We start from the raw sequence: 16,288 nt of genomic DNA on the forward strand, positions 1-16,288 counted from the left end.
GATTCGTGTGAGCTGTGGTCAGCCGGTTGCCGATGGTCTCGCCGGCGAGGCGGCTTCTTCCGTGGCTGCCCAGGAGGCCAGGAGCCGCAGGCTCTCTTCGGAGGGCGAGCCGGGTTCGGCGGTGTAGACGGTGAGGGTGAGGCCTGGTTCGGCGGCCATCTCCAGCCCTTCGTAGGCCAGGGTGAGGTCGCCGACGGCCTTGTGGTGGAAGCGTTTGGTGCCGGTGCCGTGATGGCGGACGTCGTGGGCGCCCCAGCGGGTGCGGAAGGCGTCGCTGCGGGTGGACAGTTCGCCGACGAGGTCGTGCAGGTCCTTGTCGTGGGGGTTGCGGCCGGCCTCGGTGCGCAGGATGGCCACGGAGATGTCGGCGGCGACGTCCCAGTCGGGGTAGAAGCGGCGGGAGGCGGGGTCGAGGAACTGGAAGCGGGCCAGGTTCGCCTGGTTGTGCGGATCGGCGTAGACGTCGGCATAGAAGGCACGGGCGAGCCGGTTGGCGGCGAGAAGGTCCATGCGGCCGTTGCGTACGAACGCGGGCCCCGCGGTGATGGCGTCGAGGGTCCACTGCAGGCTGCGGTGCGGCTTCCACTGGTCCTTGGTACGGCGTCGGCGGGGCCGGGTGAGGGCGTCGGAGCCGTCAGCGGCATGAGCCAGGTTCAGCAGATGGGCGCGTTCGGCGTCGTCGAGCCGGAGGGCGCGGGCGACGGCTTCGAGGACGGCCGGTGAGACGCCGGCGAGGTTGCCGCGCTCCAGCTTGGCGTAGTACTCGACGCTGACGTCGGCCAGCGCCGCGACCTCACTCCTGCGCAGCCCCGGGACGCGGCGCCGGGGGCCGGAGGGCAGCCCGGCCTGCTCGGGGGTGATCCTGGATCGCCGCGAGGTGAGGAACTCACGGACCTCTGCTCGGTTGTCCACACCTCGACGGTACGGCCTGGCGGGCGACGGAGGGATGTACTGCTGGTACACCCCTCGTCAGTGACTCGCTGCGCCCGCGAAGCACGGGTTACCTGGACGACGTGGCGTTCCCCCTGCTGCCCCTCCGGCAGAGCGGGAACGCCGGCACGCGGGCCGCCCACGGCGGTCCGGCCCTCTCGTACCCAAGGAAACCCTCATGCGCGGCGCAGTGATCCATGCCCCTGGCGACGTCCGTTTCGAGACCCTGGACGACCCGAAGATCCTTCACCCCACCGACGCGATCATCCGTACGGCCGTCACCTGTGTCTGCGGCTCGGACCTGTGGCCCTATCGGGGCGCGGAGCCGATCGGCGACCCGCACCCGATGGGGCACGAGTACGTCGGCTTCGTGGAGGAGGTCGGCAGCGAGGTCACCTCCGTCCGGCCCGGGCAGTTCGTCGTCGGCTCGTTCGCCACCTCGGACAACACCTGCGCGAACTGCAGGAACGGATTCCCGTCGAACTGCCTGAACCGCGAGTTCATGTCCACCTGCCAGGCCGAGTACGTCCGCATCCCCGACGCCCAGGGCACCCTGGTCGCCACCGACGAGGTGCCGGACGACAAGTTCTGGCCGGGACTGCTGGCGGTCTCGGACGTGCTGGGCACCGGCTGGTGGGCCGCGGACGCCGCCGAGGTCAGGCCCGGCTCGACCGCCGTGGTCGTCGGCGACGGCGCGGTCGGCCTGTGCGGGGTGATCGCCGCGAAGGAGAGGGGCGCGGAGCGGATCATCGCCATGTCCCGCCACGAGTCCCGGCAGAACCTCGCCCTGGCCTTCGGCGCCACCGACATCGTCACCGAGCGCGGTGAGGAGGGCGTGGCCCGGATCAAGGAGCTGACGGGCGGGATCGGCGCCGACAGCGTCCTCGAGTGCGTCGGCACCGCCGAGGCCATGCGGCAGGCCCTGCACGCGGCCCGGCCCGGTGGCAGCGTCGGCTTCGTCGGCGTCCCCCACGACGTCGCGGTCGACGGGCAGGAGCTGTTCTTCTCCCACGTCGGCCTGCGCGGCGGTCCCGCACCCGTGCGCCGCTACCTGCCCGACCTGATCGACCGCGTCCTTGCCGGCCGCATCGACCCCGGCAAGGTCTTCGACCTCACCCTGCCCCTGGAACAGGTCGCCGAGGGCTACCAGGCGATGGACGAGCGCCGCGCCATCAAGACCCTCCTCACTCCCTGACCCGCCTACCGCCCGAGGAACGACCATGCAGATCACCCGCAGCTCCATCGACACCGTCAAAGGCCCGGCCGACTGGTTCACCGGCGACGTCTACATCGACGCCGTCGCCGCGGCCCCGGCCCCGTCCCGGGTCACCGCTTCCCTGGTGCACTTCATGCCCGGCGCCCGCACCCACTGGCACCGCCACCCCTTGGGCCAGACCGTCTTCGTCACCGAAGGAGTCGGCCTGTGCCGGCGCCGCGGCGGACCGGTGGAAGTCATCCGGCCCGGCGACCGCGTCCTGTTCGAAGCCGACGAGGAGCACTGGCACGGCGCCGCACCGAACCGGCTGATGGTCCACCTCGCCCTCAACGAGGGCGACCACGCCCACGACGTCGTGCACTGGCTGACTCCGGTCACCGACGCCGAGTACGCCACAGCCCCGGCCACCGGCTGAGCCCCCCGTCGTCCTCGAGGAGAACCCTGTGACCGCCTTCGCTCTCGTCGGCGCGGGACCGGGCCTGGGACTGGCGGCCGCCCGCCGCTTCGGCACCGCCGGCCACCGCGTCGCCCTCGTCTCACGCAGCCTCCAGCACCAGGACGACCTGGTGGCCGAGCTCCACGACGCCCTGGCCGACCGGAACGTCCACGCCGCCGAGTTGATCATCCTCGGCCACCTCGACGTCAGCGCAGACCGGCTCGGCCGGGCCGAGCGCATCACCGTCGAAGCCGTCTCCTGACCCTGGCCATCCCCTGGCCCCCCCCAAGAGGAAGAGAACCACCTGTATGCCTTCCGCAGCCGGCACCCCCACGGGCAAGCTGCCCTTCGTCGTCTGGGTGCTCGCCGCCGGCACGTTCCTGATGGGCACCACCGAGTTCGTCATCGCCGGACTTCTGCCGGAGATCGCCGGTGACCTCGGCGTCGGCCTCTCCCGCGCCGGTCTGCTGATCACCGCCTTCGCCGTCGGCATGATCGTCGGCGGGCCGACCGCGGCCCTGGTCACCCTGCGCCTGCCCCGGCGTCTGACCCTCGTCCTGGCCCTGTCCCTCTTCGCCCTCGGACACGTCGTCGCCGCGCTCAGCACCTCCTTCACGGTCGTCCTCGCCGCCAGGGTGGTCACCGCGCTGGCCACCGGTGCGTTCTGGGCCGTCGGATTCGTCATCGCCACCGCCGCCGCGGGCCCGGCGCGGGCCACCCGGGCCGTCGGCGTCATGATGGGCGGCCTGACCCTGGCCAACGTCGTCGGCGTGCCGATCGGCTCGTTCGTCGGCCGGTACACCGGCTGGCGCGGCCCCTTCTGGGCCCTGGCCGTCCTCGCCGCCCTTGCCGCCGTGTTCGTCGCCCGCTTCATCCCCGCGACGGAACAGCGGGCCGAGCTCTCCGTACGGGCCGAGGTCCGTGCCCTGCGCCAGGGCCGGCTGTGGCTGGCCTTGGCCGCCGCCGTCCTGATCATGGGCGGTGTCCTGGCCACGTACACCTACATCACGCCGCTGCTGACCGACCGCGCCGGCATCCCGTCAGGGGCCGTCCCGCCGGTCCTGATCGTCTTCGGGCTCGGCGCCCTGGGCGGCACCGCCATCGGCGGCCGGCTCGGCGACCGCCGCCCGATGGCCACCACCATCACGGCCGCCGCGGTCACCGCCCTGGCACTGTTCCTGCTGATCCCGCTGTCGACCGGGCCCGCCACCGCCGTCGTCCTGGTCTTCCTCATGGCCCTGGCCGGGTTCACCGTCAACCCCGTCGTCACCTCACTCGCCGTCCGCTTCGCCGGCGACGCCCCCACCCTCACCTCGGCCCTGTCCACCTCCGCCTACAACACCGGCATCGCCGCCGGCTCCGCCCTCGCCGGCCAAGCCCTGAACACCTCCCTCGGCCTGACCGGACCGGCCCTGGTCGGCGCCGCCTCCGCCGCCCTCACCCTCCTGCCGCTCATCGCCCTCGTCCTCGGCGGCACCCGACGGCAGGCCCGGATCGCGGCCCGGCGCACAGCCCCGGCCCGCATACGGGACCACGGGACAGCATCTGTGCCATCCGGGCGCTGACACACCTCCGTACATCAGGTGCAGCCGTCGCCCTCGCCGTCATCAACGAGACGGCCGTGAACCGGGCAGCGAAGGAACTCAACGGCGCCGGTCACCAGGACCTCGCCCTGGTCTGTCTGTCTCCGAGCTCGTTCGGGCGCGCCTGCAGCCTCCCGTGGGGAGCCGGGAGGCGGGCGCGGTCCTGTCCTCACGGGCGTGGGAAGGCAGGGCCGACGGCGTAGCCCGCTTGGGGTGGGGCGGGGAGCCGCGTGCCCTTCACCCTGCCACCGGGCTACGGGGGTGCGCCAGAGGTGTGCACGAACCGGCCACCGGCATATGCGGGAGTTCAGGGGTGCCCCACACGCCGCTGGCCGGCGTACGGACCGCTGCCCGTGGAGACCGGGGCCGGGTCGGCCGGGGCGTGCACGAGCGCGTCCATCCGGTCGGGCGATCCATGACCGGGATCCACGTGACAAGCTGCCCCTCCGGCTCGACGTGCTCGTCCGGTCGGAGGGCTTGCCCCGCTCGTAGAGCTGCGCGATCGACTCCGCGTGCAACCTGGTGCCTTGCTTGGTGTGGCCGGACCGCCCTCACGCCCCCTCGGCGCTCATGTGTCAGGTCGTCAGTTGCAAGGGAAGTGCTTGCCCCACCTCGGCGGCCGGACCGCTGTGACCGAAGAACGTGCTGTACGCACCTTCGTCGTCGTCCGCGATGGCCGTCATGTGCTGAGGGAGCCGCTCAGGAGCGGAAGCACCGGTCCCGCCGCCAGCCCCAGGCCCACCGAGACGGCGGCGGCGGTGTAGGCGGCGACGCGGGCCGGGAGGTCGCCGTCGGTGAGGTCGTCGGCGGGGCGTCCTGATACGGCGGGCAGGATCAGGCGCAGGTAGTAGAACAGCGAGGCCACGGTGTTCACGGCGGCCAGGACGGCGAGCCAGGCGTAGCCGCCGTCGAACGCGGCGGTGAAGGCCTCCAGCTTGCCGACGAAGACCGCCGTGGGCGGTGTGCCGACGAGGCCGAGCAGGCAGATCACCAGGCTTGCGGCGAGCAGCGGGCGCTGCCGCGCGAGCCCGCGGTAGTCGTCGATCCGGGTGGCGTGGGGGAGGGCGCAGACCACGGCGAAGGCGCCCAGGTTCGTGACGGCGTAGGCGGCCAGATAGTAGAGAAGGGCCGGTTGGGCCAGGGCGGAGCGGCCGGCCACGGCGACGGGCAGGAGCAGGTAGCCGACCTGGCTGATGGTCGAGTACGCGAGGAGCCGCTTCACGTCCGTCTGGAAGAAGGCGGCGAGATTGCCCAGGGTCATGGAGGCGGCGGCGATGACGGAGACGAGCGCCGCCCACGGCATGCCGCTGTCGGCGAGGGCGCTCTCGCCCAGGCGCAGGAGAGCGGCGAGGGCGCCGATCTTCGGGACGGTGGTCAGGAAGGCGGCGACCGGCGCGGTGCTGCCCTGGATCGCGTCCGGCACCCAGAAGTGGGCGGGGACGGCGCCCGCCTTGAACAGCACGCCCGCGAGCAGGCCCACGGTCCCGGCGGCGACCAGTGCCGCGGGTGCCTGGGGCAGGGCGGGGCCGAGCAGCGGGTATCCCGTGGCTCGCCCGGCCGCGTACAGCACCGTGATGCCGGCCAGCATGACGACACCGAGCAGAGCGCCGATCACGTAGTACTTGAGGGCCGCCTCCGTGCCCGGACCGTCCTTGCGGAAGCCGGCGAGGGTGTACGCGGGGATGCTCGCGAGCAGGTAGCCGGCGGCGAGCAGCAGCAGGTCCTGGGCTCCGGCCATGACGAGGGCGCCGAGGGCGGAGAGTTGCAGCAGTACGTAGAGCTCGCTCTCGCGGGGGTGAGCGTGGAACGGCCGGGCGCACAGGGCGAGTACGAGCAGGACGGATCCGAGCACGACGACGCGGGAGGTGCTCGTGACCGGGTCGACGGCGAACGCCTCGCCGAACGCGGTGAGATCCGGTCCCGCCGCGGCGACGGACGCCGCCACGATGCCCGCGAGCGCCGCACCGCAGGCGAGGATCCCCACGAGCCACTGCCGGCGGCGCGGCAACCACGCGCCGAGCAGCAGTCCGAGGACGGCCGAGGCGGCGAGGAGCAGCTCGGGGAGGATGTCGAGCGGGTTCTCGTTCATGTCGGTCATCGGGCGAGGAGCTCCAGGACCGTGCGCGAGGCCGGCTCGATGACGTCGAGGAGGAAGCGCGGGGCGATGCCCAGGACGACGGCGAGCGCGAGGAGCGGGACGACGGCGGCGCTCTCGTGGGCCCGCAGGTCGGCGAACGCACGAGGGGTGCCGGGTGCGTCGGGGAGGCGTGGCGGGCCCATGAGGAGCTGCCGCAGGGCGCGAAGGAACAGGCCGGCCGTGAGGAGGATGCCGAGCACGGACAGCGCGGTGGCCAGCGGCCTCGGCCCGAGAGCACCGGTGAAGATCTGGAACTCCGCGATGAACCCGGAGAAGCCGGGGAGACCGAGGGAAGCGAAGGCGGCCACACCCGTCAGCGCCGCGAACACCGGCGCGGGCGCGGCCAGGCCGCCGTACGCGCCCATGTCGTAGCTCCGCGCGCGGTCGTGGAGGACTCCGGCGAGGAGGAACAGCGCGCCCGTGATGAGGCCGTGACTGACCATCTGGGTGACCGAGCCGGTGACGGCGAGCGAGCGTGCCTGCGCCGAGGTGCCGGTGGTCGCGGCGGCGGCGCCGACGGCCAGGACGATGTAGCCCATGTGGTTGACCGAGGTGTACGCGACCATGCGCTTGAAGTCCGTCTGGGCGAGCGCCACCAGGGCGCCGTGGAGGACGGAGACGACACCGATGACGACGAGGACGAGGGCGTAGCGCCGCCAGGCGTCCGGCAGCAGGGGCATGGCGATGCGCAGGAATCCATACGTCCCCATCTTCAGGAGCACGCCGGCGAGGATGGCCGATCCGGCCGCCGGGGCTTCGGTGTGGGCCGGGGGCAGCCAGGTGTGGAACGGGACGGTGGGCGTCTTGACGGCGAGTCCGACGCCGATCGCGAGCAGTACGAGACCGGCGTAGGTGCCCCGGCCCGCCAGGGGGTTCTGCCTGGTCAGGTCCACGATGTCGAAGGTGTGCGGCGCGGCGGCGAGGTACAGGCCGATGAAGCCGAGCAGCAGCGCGAGCGAGCCGATGAAGGTGTAGAGGAAGAACTTCAGCGCGGCCCGCTTGGCGTCACCGTGTCCCCAGCCCGTGATGACGAAGTACATCGCCACGATCGACAGGTCGAAGAAGACGAAGAACAGGATCAGGTCGAGGGAGACGAACAGTCCCAGGCAGGTCGTCTGGAGGAAGAGGAAGAGCGCGGCGAACTCACGGAACCGGTGTCGGTCACGCAGCGCGTACACGGCGCAGGCCAGGAACAGGACGCAGGTGAGGGCGAGCAGCGGCAAGGACAGGCCGTCCACGCCGACGTGGTAGCCGACCCCCGCGTTGGGGATCCAGCGGGCCCGCACCTCGTACTGGATGCCGCCGTCCGTCTCGTAGCCGGCCCACACGGCGATGACGAGCCCGAGCTCGGCGCCCGCCGTGGCGACCCACAGCGCGCGCATGGCCCGGACCGGGGTACGGCGGGGCAGGGCCAGGAGCAGGACGGCGACCGCGGTCGGGGCGAAGACGAGGGCGGTGAGCAACGGTTACCTCACGAGGACGAGCACGACGGCGATGAGGGAGAAGGTGGCTACGGCCTGGGCGAGGTACTGGTGCAGCTGCCCGGTCTGTGGTCGGCGGGCCCACCGGCCCAGGCGTCGCGTCGCCGCGGCGAGACCGTCGACCGCCCCGTCGACCGCCCCTTCGACGAACCGGTTCGTCCACCGGGCCAGCACCAGGGCGCCGGAGCCCGAAGCGTTCACGGCGCGGTCCAGGACCCGGTCGTCGAAAGCCGCGGCGGCGCGGGCCAGACCGAGCGTGGGGGAGACGAGGAGGACGTGGGCGGCTCGTTCCAGCCGCAGCCACTCACGGCACAGTCGCCGCGTCCAAGGCGGCGCGAGAGTCCGTCCGTCCCAGGGCCAGGCCCAGGCCAGGGTGGCCGCGATGAGCGCGATCAGCCCCGAGACGGCGAACTCCCAGGCATGAGGATCGGGTTGTGGTCCCAGGCCGAGGTAGTCGGTGAGCGCGTCTCGTACCGGCGGAAACGCCAGAGGCGTGAGCGCGGCGCAGGCGAGGGCGAGCAGTGCGAGCGGCGGAACGGCGCCGGAGGGGATGGGGCGCCGCTCCTCGACGGTCGACTTGGGCACCGGGGGCCGCCGTTCCACCCCCGCCGCGGGCATCGGGCGCCACACGTACCAGAGGATCTTGACGCTGTAGACGGCCGACAGCACGGCCGCGCCGAGCCCCACCGCGTACAGCCCGCCACCGTCCTCCAACGCCCCGGCCAGAAGGACGTCCTTCGCCGCCCACAGGGAGAGCGGCGGAAGTCCGGCGAGTGACAGGGCGCCCACCGTGCAGATCACACCGACCGACCGCTGGGAGCGAGCCACCCCGCGCAGCTCCGTCAGCTGCTGTGTCCCCCAGGACGTCAGCCACGCACCCGCGACCATGAACAGCAGGCTCTTCGCTGCGGCATGGGCCATCAGCTGCAGTCCCCCGCCGGTGCTCGCGCCCACACCGGCGGCGAGCACCATGAAGCCGATCTGCGCGCAGGTCGACGCGGCGAGCAGCTGCTTGAGATCGGTCTGCGCCACGGCGACGAGCCCGAGGGCCACCGCGGTCACCGCTCCCACCCACGCGGCCGTGTCCGCGCCCCAGCCCGAGGCGTCGAGCAGCGTGCCGGTACGGAGCAGCAGGTACGCGCCGGCGACGACCATGGCCGCCGAGTGCAGCAGCGCGGACACCGGGCTCGGACCCTGCATCGCCCGCGACAGCCAGAAGCTGAAGGGGAGTTGCGCGGACTTGCCGAACGCCGCCAGGAGGATCCCCGCCGTGACGAACGACAGCCACGGCTCGCCCGTGTCGTCGAGCGTGTCGAGGGACAGGGGGCCGGGTGCGGCGGCGAGAGCGGCGCCGGCGGCGAGGTAGAGGCCGAGGTCCGCGGTACGGGTGACGAGGAAGGCGGTCCGGGCCGCAGCCGTACGGACTGGCTCGCGCCACCAGTAGCCGATCAGGGCCCACGAGGTGGCGCCCATGACCTCCCAGCCCATGAGGAGGGTGGGCAGGGTCGTCGCGGTCACGGTGACGAGCATGCTGCCGGCGAACAGCAGCATCAGCCCGAAGAACCGGGCCCGCGCCTCGTCGGCGGCGAACTCCGCCGTGCTGAACAGCAGGACGGCGAGCGTGACGGCCGTGACGGTCACGACGAGCACCCCGGAGAGACCGTCCACGCCGAGCCGGACGGGAAGCCCGTCGAGGAGCGGCGCTTCGACGGCCGGGTGCTGCACGGCGGCCGTGACGGCGAGGCCGATAGACGCGATCGCCACCGTGACGGCTGCCGCGGGCGCCCACCGGTCCAGCGTCCGCCCGGCCGTGAGCAGCAGCGCCCCGCATGTCACGGGCAGAGCGACCAGCGCCCACAGCACCGGGCTCATTCCCTCAGCTCCGCCGCCATGTCGGTCATGTCCACCTCGCGGGACCGGAAGAGCGCGGTGACCACGGCGAATCCGATCGCCATCTCCACCGCCATGGCCGTGATGGCGACGACGACCAGGACCTGTCCGTCGGCCGTCGCCGGGGCGATGTAGTGCCAGGCCGCGCCGGCGGCGAGGATCACCCCGCCCAGCATCAGCTCCAGGCCCATCATCAGCATCACGATCGACTGCTGCGTCAGCGCGCCGAACAGGCCGACGCAGAACAGGGCGGCGGCGACGATCAGGAACACCTCCAGGTTCACCGGCCCACCCCGCCCCGTACCGGGTCGTCGGGCCGCGTGGCCCGGAGGTCGTCGCCGTAGCGCTCGTACCGGCCGCGGCGGGTCGCGAGGACGACGGTGGCGACGATCGTCGCGAACAGGGCCATGCCCAGCGTCGTCATGGTGAGCATCTGAGGCCCCATCAGGGCCATCCCGAGGTCCGTGGTGGGATCTGCCGGAGGCCGGCCACGACGCCGCGGCCACGGCGCCAGCAGAATGCCGACGACGAGGAGGGCGAACGCCGTGGCGCAGATGGCGGCGGCTCCTCGCTTGTTGTGCACCATCGTCATGGGCATCAGGCCGGCCGGGTTCATCATGAACATGATCATGAAGACGGCCATGATGGCCATCTCGATCGTCATCATGAGGACCGTCACGATCCCCAGGTACTCCAGGCCCAGCACGATCAGCTCCCCGCCCACACACAGCAGCGCGGTGAGCAGCGAGAACGTCGCACGCGCCATGGAGTCGAAGCGGAACACCATCACGCCGCCCGCCACCGCGAGCACGGCCAGGATCCAGAACGCCGCGGCCGTCATCGCCCGAGCACCACCACGGCCACCACCAGGGCCTGCGCCACCGCGAGCGGCGTCAGCACCACCCACGCCAGCTCCACGTAACGCTCCATCCGAATGGTCGGAACCCTCCGCCGGGCCCACATCAGCAGCCCCAGAACCGCGACGGTCTTGAGCACCGTCCATGCCCAGGACGGAAGGAAGGGTCCCTGCCCGCCGCCGAGGAACAGGGGTACGGAGAAGGCCGCGGCCACCACGAGCAGCAGCAGGCGCCCGCCGAGGAACAGCAACCGGTCCACACCGGCCAGCTCGCTCGCCGCCCCGCCGGCCACGTCGGTCCCGACGGGCTGGTCGAACGGCCCCCAGAACGCCATGGCCAGCGCGCTCAGGAGGTAGACCCCGAAGGCGACCGGCATCCAGACCGCGAACCACAGCCCCGCCTGCGCCTCGACGACCGAGCCCACGCGCAGCGACTCCGCGCCGAGCGCCGCCGTGGTGATGGCCAGCATGTGCGGCAGCTCGTACGCGAGGCCCTGAGCGAGGAAGCGATAGCCGCCGATCAGCGACAGCGTGGAGTTCGGCCCCCAGCCCGTCAGCCACACCGCCGCCCAGGCCAGGGCCTCCATGGCGTTGAACCAGACGATGCCGTCGGGGAGATCGGACACGGAGCGGAAGCCGAGGGGAAGGACGACCGCGGCGAGTACGGCCGCGACCGGAAGGAGCGTCGTCCCCACCCGTACGAGCAGGACGTCGGTCGCCCGCGTCACCCGGCGCTGCTGCACCAGCAACCGCAGCACCACGCGGCCCAGGCCCGCGGACCGGGCATCGACGCTCGCCACGGCCCACGCCACGAGGACCAGGGCGACGGGCAAAGCGGCGGCCGCCCAGAGCGGTGCCGCCTCAGCCATGCGCGTGCCCGCTGTACGCGTGCTGCGGTGCCAGCTCGTCGAGATCGGGATCCAAGCTCGCCACGACGAGCCGCGCGCAGGCGAATTCGGTGCCTTCCAGGAGCGCGGGCAGCACGTCGAGGAGCGCCCGCGAGGCCGGAGCCTCCGGGGCGATGCGCCCTCGGGGGCCGTTCAGCGCGTGGGCGTCGAGAGGGGAGGTGTCGTCGCAGGCGTCGGCGGCGCGGTCGATCTCCTCCAGCCAGACGAGCAGTCGGCCGTACGCGTCACCGTCGGCGAGCAGCGCGGGCCCGGTCACTCCGTACCGCTGCGCCTGCTCGGAGGACAGCGTGCCCACCCCCGAGGTGAGCCGGCGCAGCGTCCACGACGTGCGCACCCGACGGGTCAACGGGCGTAGCCGGGACCGGATGTCGGCGACCGGCGCATCGCCGAGCACCTGGTCGCGCACCCGGTGGGCCGCGGCCGCCGGATCGCGCCAGCCCGCCACGGCGAGGAACCTGCCGACACTGTCCAGGTGCGCCGCGCACCGGCGGCGGGCGGCTTCGCCGACCGTCACCGGTGCGCCGGCCGCAGACCTGAGCCACGGCTCACTCCAGAAGGCCGGCCGGGACGAGCTCGGAGGGACCAGGGGTTCGACGGAGGCGCGCTGCACGACATCCCCCTGGAGCTCGGTGTGCACGACGAGCCCGGCGGGCCAGTCCGGCAACACCGGCCCCAGGGGCACGTGCAGCCGGTCGAGGCGCAACCCGTCCCGGTCGTCGGCCCGTTCGGCCATCGGAAGACCGAGGATCACGCCGCCCATGTGGTGGCCGTGGTGATCGTGATCCGTACTGGAGCGGGAGCTGTCGTGGCCGTGGTGATCGTGATCCGTACCGGCGTGGGAGGCGCCGTGGTCCGGGTGCGCGTCGCGACCGTGGCCGTCGTGCTCGCCGGGTCCGGAGGCGGTGTGGCCGTGGTGTGGACGGTGCTCCCCGTCTGAATCGTGCCGCTCGTGCCCCGCGGGCTCGCGCTGCCCCTGGCGGCTCTGTGTACCCGCCCCGACAAGGAGCGCCATGCGTCCGTGCTCCAGGGCATGTGCCGCGTGTTCGGGATCCGTCACACGCACACGCGCCTTCGGTGCCGGTACGCCGTTCCACAAGAGCTCCGCCCAGTCGTCATCCCCGGCCGGTGCCGGGTCGCCCGCGAAGGCCACCAGATCGGCCGCTGCCGGGCCGGATGCCCGCGGCCAGCGCCGGCGCGCGAGTTCGGCCTCGACAGCGAGGCGCTCGCGCGTCGCGCCGGTGGCGGTCACGAGCAGAACGGCGGGGCGATCCAGGGCCACTCTGCCGAGGCGATCCCTCAGGTCCACCGGAACGCTCCCTCGCGCCAGGCGTAACCGACGCCGGCGAGCAGGATTCCGAGGAAGAGGAACATCTCGACGACGGCCGAGGTGCCGACCGCCGGGACGACTTTTGTCCACGGGTACATGAAGAGCATCTCCATGTCGAAGGCCAGGAAGATCATCGTCACGGGATACCAGCGCACGTGGAAGCGCGAGACCGGGTGCTCCCGGGGCTCGAACCCTCCGCTGAAGGGCCCGGTGGTCAGCGGCTCACGGACCGCGCGCACGGCGACGCCGGCGCCGTGCAGCAGAAGTACGCCGCCGACGACGACCGCGAGCAGTACGGCGACCGGCTCCCAGGCGGTGGATCGCACGTGGCCCCTTCCCGGCGCCCAGCCCGTCGCAGACCGCCCTCGGCAGGCAGCATGTCAGCGGAGAAGTCGGGACAAAAGGAGCAACGCGGGGAATGTCGCGTCGCGCCGTCCTCAGAGGCCGGGAGGGCAGGCCACCAGAAGGGGGAGGAGCGGGACGGCGACGACCGCCGAGGCCACCGACCCCCGGAAGGCGGGGTGCGGAGTCCGGCGCGGGCCCAGGATGCGCTTCATGCGGAGCAGCGCCGTCGATCCGCCCGCTGCGAAGGCGCCCTTGGGCGCGCGGCCGGCGGCCATCTCGTACATCGCCGTCGCGAGGACCTCGCGGTCGTGGCGCCGCAGCGCGCGGTCGTCCGCGATCATTTCCAGCAGGACGGCCATCTGCTCGCGGGCGTGGCGCGCCAGTGGCAGCCAGGGGAAGACGGTGGCGAACCCGTGCGTGGCGGCCAGCAGGAGATGGTGGCGGCCGGCGACGTGCGCGCGCTCGTGTTCGAGGACGGCGCTCAGCTGCTCCTCCGTGAGCAGGCGGACGGCGGCGTCGCTGACGACGATGCGGGAGCGGAAGCCCGGCAGGCAGTATGCCGCCGGTGTGGAGTGCGGGAGCACCGTGGCGCGGAGGCGGTCGCAGCGCGCCCCCACCTTGTCCAGCCGGTCACGATGACGTGCGCGGATGAGGCCCGTGCGAGCGAGGTGGAAGAGAGACGCGGCTACGAAGGCGGTGACGACGGCGAGGGGCATGGCCAGGGCGAGCAGATCCACCGTGGTCGGGTCGGGCTCCGGCGCCGCCGTACCCAATCCGCAGGCGTGGAGGAGGCCGAGGAGACCGAGGTGCAGGTGCTCGGTCGGCGCCGCCAGCTGGGAGGCGGCGAGCGCGACCGCGACCGTGAACGACAGGGACAGGGCGAGCCACACCGCGGCGCCCAGCCCCGGCGCCCGGTGCGGCCAGGCGCTGCGCGTCATCAAGCGGGGTACGGCCGCGCCCACGAGGGCCGCATATCCCAGCAGTGCCGGGGCGGCGTTCACCGCGACGCCCGTCGTCCGACGTTGCGGAGGGCCTCGCGAAGGGCCGCGAGCTCGTCGTCGTCGAGGTTCTCCACGAACTGGGCCAGCGCCGCCGGACGATCGGTGCTGGCTCCCAGACCGTCCTCCATCAGCGCCGCCGCGTACGCCTCTCGCGAGGCCGCGGCCTCGTAGTGCCAGACCCGCCCGTGCCGGACGCGGGTGAGGTGGCCCTTCTGGAAGAGGATGCTCGTGACCGTGGTCACCGTGGTGTAGGCGAGGTCCCGGTGCTGATTGATGTCGTCGACGACCTCGCGGACGGTCGCCGGGCGGCCCCACGTCCAGAAGCGGTCCATGATCTCCGCCTCAAGCTCCCCCAGCCGCCGCATGGGCCGTGTCCTCTCCGCGCTGCTTCCGTATCCGGTTCATCCTAGACGCGCAGCTCACGGCGCTCTCCGGCCTCCTGGCCGAGGCCCGCTGGCGGCGGGGGCATGCCGGAGCCTCGGCGACCCGAGGTGGTCGAGGATTCGGTCCGCCGGACGGATTCGGCATGAGAACCTCACACCCGTGGCTACGGAATCAGAGGTCGGAGAGCTGTTGCACCGGCGCGGCTGGCGGACGGCGTTCACGGTCGCTGAAAGGGTGAACAAGTGGGCCGACCTGGTAAGCGCCATCGAGCGCGGCTACGGCGACGACATCGACGAGTACACCAACGACCTCTACTGCCGGAACTGGCTGCACGAGGCGTGGCTCCTGCTGGACGACCACATCGTCCAGCTCTGGACCCCGCGGATCAAAGCCCTGGACGACCGGTACAAGGCCGCGACCGTCGTCGACGACGGCATGGCACTCGACCAGTTCCATAAGCTCCCCGGCCCCGACCTGTGGTGGTGGCGGCGACACCCCCGCATCCTCACTGGAGACCTCGGGCTTTCGCTTCGCTCGGCCGGAGCCATCGGCACCGTCCCGGACGGAGCCTGACCCCCAGCCTCACGGGCGGTGGTCCGGGGCGCGCCGGCGTCAGCCGATGCGGACGCCCCACATGAAGGGCATGCCGCTGCGGGCGATGGACTCGTAGCGCACCTGCGCGCCGGGCTTGGGGGAGTGGAGGATCTGCCCGTTGCCGGCGTAGAAGCCGACATGGCTCAGGTCGGTGCGCATGATGATCAGGTCGCCGGGCTTGAGGTCGCTCAGGGAGTCGATGCGTGTGCCGACGTTCGCCTGCGCCTGCGACGTACGGGGTATCGCCATTCCGGCCTGGCGGAACGCCCACGACGTGAGCCCGGAGCAGTCGAAGGACGTCGGCCCGCTCGCCCCCCAGACGTACGGCATGCCGACCCGGCTCTTGGCGGCGGCGAAGGCGGCGGCCGCACGTCCGGAGGCGCTCGCCTCGTTGCCCAGCTCCACCCGGGCGCTCGCCCGGTCGGCCCGGTCCTCCTCCTCGGCGATCCGTGCCCGCTCCTTCGCCGTGAGGGTGTTGAGGAGCCTCTGGGCCTCGCGAAGCTTGCCCTGGATCTCGCCCTTCCGCCTGCCCAACTCCTTCTGTGCTCCATCGAGGTCGCGCAGTTTCTCCGACGCTTCCCCGCGCTGCTGCTGGAGCCTGCGCTGCTCCGAGAGGAACTGCTGCAGGACGGCGGACTGCCGCTCGCCGGCCCGGTCGAGAGCGGACGCCCTCTCCAGGTAGGTGTCGGGGTCCTCGGAGAGGAAGAGCTGGAGGGCGGGATCCAGGCCGCCCGAGCGGTACTGCCCGGTGGCCACCGTGCCGATCCGGTCGCGGAGTTCATTGAGCTCGCCCTGCCTGCGGGCGGCGGCGTCCTGGAGGGCCTCCACCTGCTGAGTGAGCGCGTCCGCCTTCTCCTTGGCCCCGTTGTACTTCTCGGTCGCCTGTGTCGCCTGCTCGTAGAGGCGATCGACCTGGGCCTTCACACCCTTCTTGTTCGGATCGGGAAGGGGGTCGGCGGAGGCCGTCTGGGTGGAGAGCGCCACAGCCGCCGCGGCAGTCGCCGTGAGGACCCCGGTATAGCGAGGACTGGTCTGCTTCGGGCGGCGGTGGGAAGCCACGGGGGAGCTCCTTCTTGCTCGACCGCCGAAAGGGCTGCGCGCAGCGGGCACGGCGGCGCCTCCGCCGCCGCCCCGGATGGGCGGTCGGCCGTGCGAAGGCTCCACGAATACTAAGCTTCTTAGATGATTAGAAGCAACGAG

The 16,288-nt window shown here is 72.4% G+C and carries 17 protein-coding genes and 1 pseudogene; 6 read left to right on the plus strand and 12 right to left on the minus strand.

Annotation, left to right across the window (positions count from 1 at the left end; all coding sequences use genetic code 11):
- Positions 1-18: 18 nt before the first annotated feature.
- Positions 19-912: a helix-turn-helix transcriptional regulator gene (locus tag ACFYX3_RS11390; RefSeq protein ID WP_389011143.1), complete on the minus strand. Its 894-nt coding sequence runs from the start codon at positions 910-912 to the stop codon at positions 19-21.
- 196 nt (positions 913-1,108) lie between these two features.
- Between ACFYX3_RS11390 and ACFYX3_RS11395 the strand changes: the two genes are divergently transcribed.
- From ACFYX3_RS11395 to ACFYX3_RS11410, 4 genes and pseudogenes are all read left to right on the plus strand, one after another.
- A complete protein-coding gene (locus ACFYX3_RS11395) occupies positions 1,109-2,125 on the plus strand; it encodes a zinc-dependent alcohol dehydrogenase family protein (RefSeq protein WP_389011146.1) in 1,017 nt (338 codons plus the stop codon).
- A gap of 25 nt (positions 2,126-2,150) precedes the next feature.
- On the plus strand, positions 2,151-2,561 hold the full coding sequence (locus ACFYX3_RS11400; RefSeq protein WP_389011149.1) for a cupin domain-containing protein: 411 nt from the start codon (positions 2,151-2,153) through the stop codon (positions 2,559-2,561).
- A 28-nt stretch (positions 2,562-2,589) separates the two neighbouring features.
- Positions 2,590-2,728, plus strand: a pseudogene (locus ACFYX3_RS11405) (dehydrogenase); the annotation flags it as partial.
- A 162-nt stretch (positions 2,729-2,890) separates the two neighbouring features.
- Positions 2,891-4,147 (plus strand): MFS transporter, encoded by a 1,257-nt coding sequence (locus tag ACFYX3_RS11410; protein WP_389011152.1) that lies wholly within the window; start codon positions 2,891-2,893, stop codon positions 4,145-4,147.
- 697 nt (positions 4,148-4,844) lie between these two features.
- On the opposite strand, the gene ACFYX3_RS11415 is transcribed toward ACFYX3_RS11410, so the two are convergent.
- The 7 genes from ACFYX3_RS11415 to ACFYX3_RS11445 are packed head-to-tail and all read right to left on the minus strand — an operon-like array spanning position 4,845 to position 12,197.
- A complete protein-coding gene (locus ACFYX3_RS11415) occupies positions 4,845-6,263 on the minus strand; it encodes an NADH-quinone oxidoreductase subunit N (protein WP_389011155.1) in 1,419 nt (472 codons plus the stop codon).
- The gene (locus ACFYX3_RS11420; RefSeq protein ID WP_389011158.1) at positions 6,260-7,765 is read right to left on the minus strand and encodes a NuoM family protein; all 1,506 of its coding nucleotides are present in this window, start codon (positions 7,763-7,765) and stop codon (positions 6,260-6,262) included. Before ACFYX3_RS11420 ends, ACFYX3_RS11415 begins: the two co-directional genes overlap by 4 nt.
- Before the next feature lie 3 nt (positions 7,766-7,768).
- The gene (locus ACFYX3_RS11425; protein ID WP_389011161.1) at positions 7,769-9,655 is read right to left on the minus strand and encodes an NADH-quinone oxidoreductase subunit L; all 1,887 of its coding nucleotides are present in this window, start codon (positions 9,653-9,655) and stop codon (positions 7,769-7,771) included.
- Positions 9,652-9,957: an NADH-quinone oxidoreductase subunit NuoK gene (gene nuoK, locus ACFYX3_RS11430; RefSeq protein WP_116163653.1), complete on the minus strand. Its 306-nt coding sequence runs from the start codon at positions 9,955-9,957 to the stop codon at positions 9,652-9,654. The genes ACFYX3_RS11425 and nuoK overlap by 4 nt, the downstream gene beginning before the upstream one ends.
- Entirely contained in the window at positions 9,954-10,514 is a 561-nt protein-coding gene (locus ACFYX3_RS11435) for an NADH-quinone oxidoreductase subunit J (RefSeq protein WP_389011165.1), read from the minus strand. The genes nuoK and ACFYX3_RS11435 overlap by 4 nt, the downstream gene beginning before the upstream one ends.
- Positions 10,511-11,398 carry an NADH-quinone oxidoreductase subunit H gene (locus ACFYX3_RS11440; RefSeq protein WP_389011168.1) on the minus strand — a complete coding sequence of 296 codons (888 nt, stop codon included), beginning with the start codon at positions 11,396-11,398 and terminating at the stop codon, positions 10,511-10,513. The genes ACFYX3_RS11435 and ACFYX3_RS11440 overlap by 4 nt, the downstream gene beginning before the upstream one ends.
- Positions 11,391-12,197 carry a hypothetical protein gene (locus tag ACFYX3_RS11445; RefSeq protein WP_389011171.1) on the minus strand — a complete coding sequence of 269 codons (807 nt, stop codon included), beginning with the start codon at positions 12,195-12,197 and terminating at the stop codon, positions 11,391-11,393. The genes ACFYX3_RS11440 and ACFYX3_RS11445 overlap by 8 nt, the downstream gene beginning before the upstream one ends.
- Before the next feature lie 45 nt (positions 12,198-12,242).
- Between ACFYX3_RS11445 and ACFYX3_RS11450 the strand changes: the two genes are divergently transcribed.
- A complete protein-coding gene (locus ACFYX3_RS11450; RefSeq protein WP_389011174.1) occupies positions 12,243-12,374 on the plus strand; it encodes a hypothetical protein in 132 nt (43 codons plus the stop codon).
- A gap of 359 nt (positions 12,375-12,733) precedes the next feature.
- Here the strand turns inward: ACFYX3_RS11450 and ACFYX3_RS11455 are convergent, their stop codons facing one another.
- From ACFYX3_RS11455 to ACFYX3_RS11465, 3 genes are all read right to left on the minus strand, one after another.
- Positions 12,734-13,090 (minus strand): NADH-quinone oxidoreductase subunit A, encoded by a 357-nt coding sequence (locus ACFYX3_RS11455; protein WP_382661488.1) that lies wholly within the window; start codon positions 13,088-13,090, stop codon positions 12,734-12,736.
- Positions 13,091-13,201: 111 nt separating this feature from the next.
- Positions 13,202-14,110, minus strand: a complete 909-nt coding sequence (locus ACFYX3_RS11460) for a M56 family metallopeptidase (RefSeq protein WP_389011177.1) — start codon at positions 14,108-14,110, stop codon at positions 13,202-13,204.
- On the minus strand, positions 14,107-14,475 hold the full coding sequence (locus tag ACFYX3_RS11465) for a BlaI/MecI/CopY family transcriptional regulator (protein WP_376583828.1): 369 nt from the start codon (positions 14,473-14,475) through the stop codon (positions 14,107-14,109). Before ACFYX3_RS11465 ends, ACFYX3_RS11460 begins: the two co-directional genes overlap by 4 nt.
- A 178-nt stretch (positions 14,476-14,653) precedes the next feature.
- Here ACFYX3_RS11465 and ACFYX3_RS11470 point away from each other — a divergent pair, with 178 nt between their 5' ends.
- On the plus strand, positions 14,654-15,067 hold the full coding sequence (locus ACFYX3_RS11470; RefSeq protein WP_389011181.1) for a hypothetical protein: 414 nt from the start codon (positions 14,654-14,656) through the stop codon (positions 15,065-15,067).
- 39 nt (positions 15,068-15,106) lie between these two features.
- On the opposite strand, the gene ACFYX3_RS11475 is transcribed toward ACFYX3_RS11470, so the two are convergent.
- A complete protein-coding gene (locus ACFYX3_RS11475; protein ID WP_389011184.1) occupies positions 15,107-16,147 on the minus strand; it encodes an NlpC/P60 family protein in 1,041 nt (346 codons plus the stop codon).
- Positions 16,148-16,288 lie beyond the last annotated feature (141 nt).

Origin of the sequence: Streptomyces sp. NPDC002463, assembly GCF_042889835.1 — a bacterium.
GTDB classification, from domain to species: domain Bacteria; phylum Actinomycetota; class Actinomycetes; order Streptomycetales; family Streptomycetaceae; genus Streptomyces; species Streptomyces nymphaeiformis.